This is a genomic window from Bradyrhizobium sp. PRIMUS42, from assembly GCF_023006515.1.
GTDB lineage: Bacteria > Pseudomonadota > Alphaproteobacteria > Rhizobiales > Xanthobacteraceae > Bradyrhizobium.
This window is the reverse complement of the sequence record NZ_JALBGZ010000220.1, coordinates 1-8731: the sequence shown is the minus strand read 5'-3', so window position 1 is coordinate 8731 and position 8731 is coordinate 1. Positions and strand designations below refer to the sequence as shown.

At 63.5% G+C, this 8731-nt stretch carries 11 protein-coding genes and 1 pseudogene; 8 read left to right on the top strand and 4 right to left on the bottom strand.

Features of this window, described 5'->3' with window-relative positions; genetic code table 11:
- Positions 1 to 920: molybdopterin cofactor-binding domain-containing protein (locus MOV75_RS17895; protein WP_247006294.1), on the top strand; the 920-nt coding region annotated here is incomplete at its 5' end.
- A 60-nt stretch (positions 921 to 980) separates the two neighbouring features.
- Complete coding sequence (locus tag MOV75_RS17890) at positions 981 to 1445, top strand: FKBP-type peptidyl-prolyl cis-trans isomerase (protein ID WP_212092113.1); 465 nt, start codon at positions 981 to 983, stop codon at positions 1443 to 1445.
- A 105-nt stretch (positions 1446 to 1550) separates the two neighbouring features.
- On the opposite strand, the gene MOV75_RS17885 is transcribed toward MOV75_RS17890, so the two are convergent.
- Entirely contained in the window at positions 1551 to 1769 is a 219-nt protein-coding gene (locus MOV75_RS17885) for a CsbD family protein (protein ID WP_246927548.1), read from the bottom strand.
- Positions 1770 to 1897: 128 nt separating this feature from the next.
- On the opposite strand from MOV75_RS17885, the gene MOV75_RS17880 reads away from it, so the two are divergent.
- The 3 genes from MOV75_RS17880 (at position 1898) to MOV75_RS17870 (ending at position 3493) form a co-directional block, all read left to right on the top strand.
- The gene (locus MOV75_RS17880; protein WP_080137629.1) at positions 1898 to 2410 is read left to right on the top strand and encodes a cupin domain-containing protein; all 513 of its coding nucleotides are present in this window, start codon (positions 1898 to 1900) and stop codon (positions 2408 to 2410) included.
- Positions 2411 to 2540: 130 nt separating this feature from the next.
- Positions 2541 to 2969 carry a VOC family protein gene (locus MOV75_RS17875; protein WP_246927545.1) on the top strand — a complete coding sequence of 143 codons (429 nt, stop codon included), beginning with the start codon at positions 2541 to 2543 and terminating at the stop codon, positions 2967 to 2969.
- A 35-nt stretch (positions 2970 to 3004) separates the two neighbouring features.
- Entirely contained in the window at positions 3005 to 3493 is a 489-nt protein-coding gene (locus MOV75_RS17870) for a VOC family protein (RefSeq protein WP_246927542.1), read from the top strand.
- A 129-nt stretch (positions 3494 to 3622) separates the two neighbouring features.
- Here the strand turns inward: MOV75_RS17870 and MOV75_RS17865 are convergent, their stop codons facing one another.
- Together MOV75_RS17865 and MOV75_RS17860 are read right to left on the bottom strand one after the other, a co-directional pair.
- A complete protein-coding gene (locus MOV75_RS17865; RefSeq protein WP_246927540.1) occupies positions 3623 to 4765 on the bottom strand; it encodes a hypothetical protein in 1143 nt (380 codons plus the stop codon).
- Between the two features lie 2 nt (positions 4766 to 4767).
- Positions 4768 to 5469, bottom strand: a complete 702-nt coding sequence (locus tag MOV75_RS17860; protein WP_249796719.1) for a FecR domain-containing protein — start codon at positions 5467 to 5469, stop codon at positions 4768 to 4770.
- A 51-nt stretch (positions 5470 to 5520) separates the two neighbouring features.
- Between MOV75_RS17860 and MOV75_RS17855 the strand changes: the two genes are divergently transcribed.
- A complete protein-coding gene (locus tag MOV75_RS17855; RefSeq protein WP_246927568.1) occupies positions 5521 to 6951 on the top strand; it encodes a phospholipid carrier-dependent glycosyltransferase in 1431 nt (476 codons plus the stop codon).
- Positions 6952 to 7007: 56 nt separating this feature from the next.
- Here MOV75_RS17855 and MOV75_RS17850 read toward each other — a convergent pair whose 3' ends face one another.
- Positions 7008 to 7649, bottom strand: a complete 642-nt coding sequence (locus MOV75_RS17850; RefSeq protein WP_246927535.1) for an OmpA family protein — start codon at positions 7647 to 7649, stop codon at positions 7008 to 7010.
- A 558-nt stretch (positions 7650 to 8207) separates the two neighbouring features.
- Between MOV75_RS17850 and MOV75_RS17845 the strand changes: the two genes are divergently transcribed.
- Both MOV75_RS17845 and MOV75_RS17840 read left to right on the top strand, forming a co-directional pair.
- Entirely contained in the window at positions 8208 to 8384 is a 177-nt protein-coding gene (locus MOV75_RS17845; RefSeq protein WP_246927523.1) for a caspase family protein, read from the top strand.
- Position 8385: 1 nt separating this feature from the next.
- A pseudogene (locus tag MOV75_RS17840) lies at positions 8386 to 8731 on the top strand (peptidoglycan-binding domain-containing protein); the annotation flags it as partial.

Here is an 8731-nt window from a genome sequence, read left to right as displayed (position 1 = left end):
TGCAGCGTGACGGCCGGACCCGGGTCGAGATCGCCGGCCACGAGATCGGCACCGGTGCCTACACGGTGATCGCCCAGACCGCGGCCGAGCGGCTCGGCGTGCCCCTCGAGAAAGTCGCCGTCTTCATGGGTGACAGCGATCTGCCCCCGGCGCCGGTTGCCGGCGGATCGAACTCGACCGCGAGCACCTGCTCGGCGGTGATGATGGTGTGCGATCAGATTCGCCAGCGCCTGTTCAAGGCAGTGATGCCTGACAGTCTCACAGACAAGGCCAAAGAGACCGTTGGCATCAGCCAGGCGCCGGCGACCCAAGCCGCCAAGAGCGATCGCCCGCTCGATATCGAGAAGGCGTTCGATGCCCTCGGCGTCGGCGTGGTCGAGGAATATGGCGAGTGGAAGCCGGAAGGTGCGCCGCTCGATTCGTTCAAAGCCATGCACAGCGGGCAAGTCCGGTTGGTCGGTGGCCACCAGATGAAGGACCAAATTGCATATGCCTTCGGCGCGGAGTTCGTTGAGGTCCGCGTCAACCGCTTCACGCATGAGATCCGCTGCCCCCGTCTGGTCGGGGCCTTCGCCGGCGGCCGCATCATGAACCCGCGCACGGCGCGCAGCCAGCTGATGGGCGGCCTGATCTGGGGCATGTCGTCGGCGCTGCTGGAGGCGACGGAAATCGACGAGCGCAATGCGCGCTACGTCAACGACAATCTTGCCGACTACCTCGTGCCGGTAAATGCGGACGTCCCGGGCGTCGAGGTGATCATGCTCTCCGAGCAGGACGATCATATCAACCCCGCAGGCGTCAAAGGACTCGGCGAGCTCGCCAATGTCGGCACCAATGCTGCGATCTGCAACGCGATCCACCACGCCACCGGCCAGCGCATCCGCAAGCTCCCGGTCCGGCTGGAAAATATCGAGGTCTGAGGGGTGGAAACCCTACCCGCGTTGCGCTAGACACCTTCCGCCTCAAACGGAAGGTGCCTTATGCAGCGTTTCCAGCGCGCGCTCCTCACCCTGATGTCGGCACTCGCGATCACGGTGATCGCAGGCGTGTCGCATTTCGTTTCCACCACGGCCTCGGCCCAGACCGCAGGAAAGACCATGACCACAGCTTCAGGCTTGCAGATCATCGACTCCACCGTCGGCACCGGTGCTTCGCCCCAGGCCGGCCAGATCTGCGTGATGCACTATACCGGCTGGCTCTATGAGAACGGCCAGAAGGGCAAGAAATTCGATAGCTCCGTCGATCGTAAGGAGCCGTTCGAATTCCCCATCGGCAAGGGCCGCGTCATCGCCGGTTGGGACGAGGGCGTCGCCTCCATGAAGGTTGGCGGCAAGCGCACGCTGATCATCCCGCCGCAACTCGGCTATGGCGCCCGCGGTGCCGGCGGCGTGATCCCGCCGAACGCAACGCTGATGTTCGACGTGGAATTGCTCGCGGTGAAATAATCTCACCGTCATTCCGGGTTCGGCTCTTCAAGCCGCCCCGGAATGACCGCACAAACAAAAAGACCGGCCTCTCGGCCGGTCTTTTCGCTTCCAATACTGCGCGCGTCACTCCGTCGCGCGCTTTGCCGCTGCCGCGGCGCGATCCATCGCTTCCTTCGCAGCGTCCTTCGCATCGCCCATGGCCTGCTGGCCCTTGCCCTTCACTTCCTGGACCGCGCCTTCGCCCTTCATGCGGTCGGAACCGGTGGCTTCACCGATGCCTTGCTTGGCCTTGCCGATGGCCTCGTTGGCGTTGCCCTTGATCTTGTCGGTCGTGCTACCCATGAAACTCTCCTTCCACTTGGTTCGCAAAGACAACGTCTCGCGGCTACGAGGGTTCCGATTTTGTTATGGCTCGCGGGCGCAGCTTCGGGTTAGTTTGCCGCGCACGGAACCAACAGAAAGCAAGTCCCATGACCGGCCATGATCATTCGCATTCCCACCATGACCACGATCACGACGATCGCTGGAAACATGACGGCGTGCGCGTCATTCCCGGCAACCAGCTCGACACCAACGTGCCCTCGACGGCAGGCATGGACCGCGCGGCCGCGATCAATTTCGCGCGCGTCGGCGCTCAGAAATTGTGGGCGGGCACCGTCAGCATCAAGCCGGATGCCAAGACCGGCGCGCATCATCACGGTCATCTCGAAAGCGTCATCTATGTCGTGAAGGGCAAGGCGCGGATGCGCTGGGGCGAGAGCCTGCAATTCACCGCGGAGGCAGGCCCCGGCGATTTCATTTTCGTGCCGCCTTACGTGCCGCACCAGGAGATCAACGCCAGTCCCGACGAGGTGCTGGAATGCGTGCTGGTGCGCAGCGACGGCGAGGCGGTGGCGATCAACCTCGACATCGAGCCGGTCGAGAAGCCCGAAACGGTGCTGTGGATCGACCCGGTGCACCGGGATCCCAACGAGAAGAAGTAAGGCTGCCTCGAGGGAGCGGGCTCGGTGCGACAGAACCTCGCAGCTGGGGTCCGAAAAAATAGTCGGAAGGCCGTGTCGGATGGCCGCCAGGCCGTCCGTCCTTGGGCAGAACCCGCCCAAGGAGCTTCCAATGCCCAAGATGATCTTCGTCAACCTGCCGGTGACCGACCTCAAGCGCGCGACCGCCTTTTACGAGGCGATCGGCGCGGTCAAAAACCCGCAATTCTGCGATGACACGGCGAGTTGCATGGTCTTTTCCGAGACCATCTTCGCCATGCTGCTGACCCACGACAAATTCCGTCAGTTCACGCCGAAGCCGATCGCGGATGCCAAGACCTCGAACCAGGTCCTGTTCTGCCTGTCGGCTGACAGCCGCAGCGAGGTCGACGATATCATCGGCAAGGCCGAGGCTGCGGGCGGCGTGGCCGATCCCAGTCCGAAGGACGAATACAGCTTCATGTACGGCCGCAGCTTCGAGGATCCGGATGGCCATATGTGGGGTGTGAACTGGATGGATCTCGCGGCCGCCCCTCCGCAGCCCGAGATGGCGACTGCCTGATCCAAACCCGGAACATCTGAAAAGGAGCATCCACGATGTCCAAGCTCGTGCCCTGCATGTGGTTCAACGGCGATGCCGAGGACGCTGCAAAATTCTACGTCTCCCTCGTTCCGAATTCCGCGATCACGCACGTTCAGCGCAATGTTTCGGACGGTCCCTCCGGCAAGGATGGCTCCGTGCTCGTCGTCGAGTTCACCGTGGCGGGACAGCCGCTGGTCGCGCTCAACGGCGGGATGAAGATGGAATACACCCACGCCATCTCGCTGATGATTCATTGCGACGATCAGGCGCAGGTCGATCACGTCTGGAATGCGTTCCTGGCCCATGGCGGCAAGGAAGAGCAATGCGGCTGGCTCAGGGATCGCTGGGGCGTGGCGTGGCAGGTGGTGCCGAAAGTGATGTTCGAATTCCTGTCGAGCCCTGACAAGGCTGCCGCCGCGCGCGCGATGCAGGCCATGATGAAGATGGTGAAGCTGGACGTCGACGTTCTGCGCCGGGCATTCGAGGGCAAGTCGGCCGCGTAGCGGCGACACAGGTGCCGTAGGTGGGCTAAGGCGCGCATGCGCCGTGCCCACCTTCTTCCTCAATTGAGTGAGAAGCGGTGGGCACGCTTACGCTTTGCCCACCCTACAAGATAGCGCCTTGGCGAGGCCCTAATAATTGATCCGCAGCCCCACGCCGCCGTGGATGGTGTTGCCGACCGGCTGCGGGCCCAGCGTGCCGTTGGCGAAGAGATCCACGACCCAGCCCTTTTGCACGCGGAAGCCGAGGCGGCCGCCATATTCGAACCAGCCCTGGTTGCCCATGGTCGGCACCACCACGCCGTTGCCGGTCACGGTCGCGACGATGCCGCTGTGGCTCGCAAATGACTGCACCCAGCCGCCGTTGATGTTGGCCTCGATATTGCTGCTGTAGAGATGTGTCCACTGGCCGCCGATCTTGACCAGGCTGGTGCGGTCGGTGCCGGTTGCGATGGTGGCGTCGAACGGATTGAAAGCCACCGTGCTGTCGGTATAGCCAGACACGCGCTGCCAGAGCTGCCAGACCTCGATCGAAGCTGCGACCTCGTCGCGCGGCGACACGCGGCTCATCCAGCCGGCGCGGCCGTAGACCGCGTAGTTCGAGGCGTTGGTCGAACTGGTCACGCTCACCGGACCGAGACTGGTGTTGTAGCTGCGGGTGTAGCGCGCCTTCTCCCACGGCGTCAGGATCGTTCCGACGTCGAAGAACGGGCGCGAGGAGCCCCAATCGGTGAAGTCGTAGCGCAGCGCGAACGCACCGATCGGCGCGCTCGTGATCTTGTAGCCGCCTTCGTTATAGTGCGTGTAGGCGATGCCGGCGAGCAGCGACAGATTGTTGGTCAGCTCCTTGCGGCCGTGGATGCCGGCCGAGAACGAGCCGGCCGAGCCGAACGCGCTGACGCAGTCGCTGCAATTGACCTGCTCGTTGACGCCGAGCAGGACCGTGCCGAGCACCCGGTTGGTGATCATCTGGTTGAAGCGCTGGCCCGCGAGGCCGCCGATCGAATTGCCGCTGGAATCGGCGCCGGTCGGGGACGGAGACGGGCTCGGATAAGGCGACGGATAAGGGTTCGGCGTGGGCGGCGGCGTACCGGTCGACGTGGGCGGCGGCGTGTAGGTTGAGGTCGGTGTGGGCGTCGGCGAGCAATTTGTCTCGCAATCGGTCAGCGTCAGGGTTGCGGCGGAGGCCGACTGCACACTCCATGTCAGCGCCACGGCGCCCATGGCCATCAGCGCTGCGGCAAGAAGCAGGTCGCGGATGCGGAGCGCTGCCATTGTCAGCGCCCGCACAGCATGCCGTCGTCCTGGACGGCGGGCGTGATGGTCGGCGAGGCGCCGGCGTACTGGTTCACCGCGCACAACCCGGCGCTCGCTGCGCAGTTGGCGGCGAAGGTCCAGGGCGGCGTATTGGACTTGGTGATGCTCACCTTGCCGCCGGTCGAGGTGATGATCGCGGTGTCGCCAGGCTGAGTGAGTTGCACGCACTGGGAGCTCTTCGTGCAGACGCTGGCCGCTCCGTCCTGAAGCACTACGACGGAGCGCCCGCGCTGCGAGAGGATGTCGAGCGTAGTGCCGCGCACGCCGATGGTCGCAAGCGGCGTCGTGATCTTGTAGGCGGTCTTCTCGGAGTGTCCGGTGACGAAACGGAATGCGCCGGTGGTCATGCGGATCGCGACGTCGCGATAGCTGCGCTCGTCGTTGAACACGGTGCGGTCGAGCTTGAGCGTGGCGCTCGGGCCGAGCGACAGATTGGTGCTGTCGGCCATCACGAAGCGCGCCGCGCTGTCGGCGCCGGTGCGCACGGTCTCGTCGCGCAGCATGCTGTCGCCGACGCTGATCGGCGTCGTGGTCGCGGCGACGCGCACCACTTCGTTCTGGATCACGACGGCTTCGCCGACCCGCGTCTGTGCCAGCGCGCAAGGCGCCGCACATAATGCGGCCGACAAAAGGGTGGAGAAAAACCAGAAATGTAAATTCATTTCGCAACCGATCGATATGTCCCTGATCGTACCGGATTGCGCATGCTTGCGATGTGGCGAATTTATCACAAGCAGCGCGGGACGTGCGCTATGCTTAGTGACAGTCGCGGCAGAATGCGTTCAATGAAAATCGCGATCTCTTTTTTTGTCCGCGGTGACGCAAATTTGCCACGCAAAACATCCCCACAGCAGCCGCTTGAACCGTCCGCAGTTCCAAAGATGTCGCGGAGCACAGTCATTGCTGTCGCAATTTTCCTGGTCGCACATCTCGCGCTGCTGATCGGACTGACGACGCCCGCGAAATTCGTCTTCGACGAGGTGCACTACGTGCCGGCGGCGCGGCAGATGCTGGCACCGGCGATGTCGCAGCCGATGCTCAATCCGATGCATCCGCCGCTGGGAAAGGAGCTGATCGCGGCCTCGATCGCGGCCTTTGGCGACAACGCGTTCGGCTGGCGCTATCCCGCGACATTGTTCGGCGCATTGGCGATCGTCGCGATCTATCTGTGCGGCCTCGCGCTGTTCTCCGCGCAAGGGCTCGCCATCGCGGCGGCGCTGATCGCCGGGCTGAACCAGATGCTGTACGTGCAGGCGCGCATCGCCATGCTCGATATCTTTGCGCTCGGCTTCGGTCTGCTCGCGACCGCGGCCTTCATGCATGGTTTTCGACGAGAGCGGCCGCAGGCGCTGTTCGCGCTCGCCGGCGGCCTGTTCGGTCTGGCCGCAGCCTGCAAATGGAGCGGCCTGTTTCCGCTCGGCGTCTGTATCGTCATCGTTGCGGTGATCCGTCTGATGCAGGGCTGGCGCACGCTGTTCGCCGACGCGAAGCCGGACGACTGGTATCAGCCGGACCTCTGGCCCGCCTTCAGGCTGCACCATGTCGCGCTGTGCTTCGCCGTCCTGCCAGGCGTGGCTTATCTTGCAGCTTTCGTTCCACTCTACGGCCTGTCGCTGACGGACCTGCTCGAGGCGCAGCGCCGGATCTTCGCCGACAACACGACGACCGCGATTGCCGGCCACACCTATATGAGTTCGTGGCCGTCCTGGCCGCTGCTCGCCCGTCCCGTCTGGTTCCTGTTCGACAAGAGCGCGGAGGACAACGTCGCCGCGATCGTCTTTCTCGGCAATCCGCTGGTGTTGTGGCCGGCGCTGATTGCGCTCATTGTGGTGCTGCGTGACTTCATCGTGGCGCGGCGCTGGGATGCGTTCCTGATCGCGGCGTTCTATTTCGGGCCGTGGCTCGCCTGGGCGTTGCTGCCGCGCACACTCGGCTTCATCTACTATTACCTGCCGGCCGCGACCGCGGCGTCGCTCGCGCTGGTCTATGTGCTGCGCCGGGAAGGGCTGCCGCGCTGGCTGCTATGGGCCTATGTCGGCGTCGCCGCGGCCGGCTTTGCGGTCATGCTGCCGGTTTCCGCAGCTTTCGTCGGCACCTCCATGCGGACATTCGGCCGGCTGATGCTGTTCCAGAGCTGGATATGACAACGCCGCCTACCAGGGTGGCAGGCGGCGTGGTTGTTACGATGAATGCCTAGAACTTATTTCGACGCGGTCTTGGTGTCCATGTTCACGACCTGGACGCGGCGGTTGATCGGGTCGGCGCCGTTGGCGGTATCCTTCAGCTTGGTCTCACCGTAACCGACAGTGACGAGATCGGTGCCGTTCAGGCCGTAGTTCTGCATCAAATACTTCTTGATGGTGTCGGCGCGCCGCTCGGAGAGCCCTTGATTGTACTCTTCGCCACCGGTCGCGTCGGTATGGCCGGCGACCACGAAGGTCGAGCCCTTGAGCGCCGGATCGGACAAGGCCTTGCCGAGCGCCTGCACCGAGGCCATCGAGGCCTTGGCGATGTCGGCCGAGTTGTAGTCGAACTGGATCTCCAGGTCGATTTTCGGCTTGGTGGCGGCGAGTTCCGCAATCTGCTCGCGCTCGCCCGTCGAAAGCGAACGGGTCGAGCGGTTGCGTACGGTGTTCAGGAAAGTCGCTTCCTTGGCCTGCGCCGTCGTGTCGGCCTGCGGACCGACGGACAGGCCGCGGGTCGCCGGCTTGGGCTTCAGTGCATCCAGGATTTGGTTGGTGGAGACATTGTTGTCGCCGGCCAGTGCCAGGCCTGCCGTCATCGACAGCGCGGCGGAGAGAGTAATCGCCTTCAGTCCAAAAAACTTATCGAAACGGGTCATTGTCGTATCCTCGTTGTTACGCCTGATAGCGATTTGATGCTGCGAGCATAGGGCAGGTTCAAATGCCCTGACGTGATGCGGGTCACATTCACCAACGGTCGGAATCTCACGCGCATCTTAGCGCCCCAGCCGGGCGGCATCCATGCATGTTCGGCCAGTGGCACGGGCCTACCACTGGGAGGGAGCGCTGCCGCACTCGTCATCGGAAGTAGAGTGCAGAGCAAACCCGCCTTCTCGAACAGTTTCGGCGACTGGCTGGTCTCGGGGCCGTAGCGGGTACAATCTCCCTGCCATTGCTCGTCACCGGCCGTTTATTGCCCGCTGCGTCAGCAGCCCGAAAAGCAACCGTCGCAGCGTCTCTCAGCTCGGTTCGAGCAGCAGAAATCCCCGAGTGATCCAGATCACTGTGCATCGTTGTGAACTGGATCAGATTGCTCCCATCAGATCGGGTCAGTCGGATCCGATGGCAGCGAAGAAGTTTGGTCAGGGGAGAATGATCATGCGCTTCTTGATCGCAGCATTTCAATCGCAACATTTCTGCTCAGCGGCAGCGCGGCCTTGGCCGACAAGCGCGTTGCCTTCGTAGTCGGCAACGCCGCTTACGAGAATGTCCCGCAGCTTCCCAACCCGGCGATCGATTCCAAGGCAATCGCCAGGGTGCTGCGCAATATCGGCTTCGATGTCGTCGCGGGCTCCAATCTCACCCGCGACGCCTTGACGGCAAAGCTAGGATAGTCCTTCCAACACCACCCGCAATCTTTCGGCCGGGATCGATCCCGCGGCCTTCACCGAAGAAGCCAACCAGGTCTCCGAAGACCAGATCGGTCTGGACAAGAGCCAGCGCCGCGACGTGCAGCGCCGTCTCGCCGGGCTCGGCTTCGACATCAAGGCGACGGGAAAGTTCGACGACGAGACTCGTTCCGTATTGAAGCGGTGGCAGGCGGCACGTGGCTATCCCGCGACCGGTTATCTGAACAAGCTCCAGCACAAGGCTCTGCTGTCAGAGATCGTTTCGACCCGCGCGGCTTCCTCCGAGCAGGCGGACGACGAGCCGGCGCGTCGCCGTTCCACCGGCGGTGGCG

Bases quoted from the DNA above. Each gene is read 5' to 3' on its own strand.
- MOV75_RS17875 (WP_246927545.1), top strand. From the start codon at position 2,541: ATGCCCAAGATGATCTTCGTCAACCTGCCGGTGACCGACCTCAAGCGC.
- MOV75_RS17860 (WP_249796719.1), bottom strand. From the start codon at position 5,469: ATGAATTTACATTTCTGGTTTTTCTCCACCCTTTTGTCGGCCGCATTA.
- MOV75_RS17855 (WP_246927568.1), top strand. From the start codon at position 5,521: ATGTGGCGAATTTATCACAAGCAGCGCGGGACGTGCGCTATGCTTAGT.
- MOV75_RS17865 (WP_246927540.1), bottom strand. From the start codon at position 4,765: ATGGCAGCGCTCCGCATCCGCGACCTGCTTCTTGCCGCAGCGCTGATG.
- MOV75_RS17885 (WP_246927548.1), bottom strand. From the start codon at position 1,769: ATGGGTAGCACGACCGACAAGATCAAGGGCAACGCCAACGAGGCCATC.
- MOV75_RS17850 (WP_246927535.1), bottom strand. From the start codon at position 7,649: ATGACCCGTTTCGATAAGTTTTTTGGACTGAAGGCGATTACTCTCTCC.
- MOV75_RS17880 (WP_080137629.1), top strand. From the start codon at position 1,898: ATGACCGGCCATGATCATTCGCATTCCCACCATGACCACGATCACGAC.
- MOV75_RS17890 (WP_212092113.1), top strand. From the start codon at position 981: ATGCAGCGTTTCCAGCGCGCGCTCCTCACCCTGATGTCGGCACTCGCG.
- MOV75_RS17870 (WP_246927542.1), top strand. From the start codon at position 3,005: ATGTCCAAGCTCGTGCCCTGCATGTGGTTCAACGGCGATGCCGAGGAC.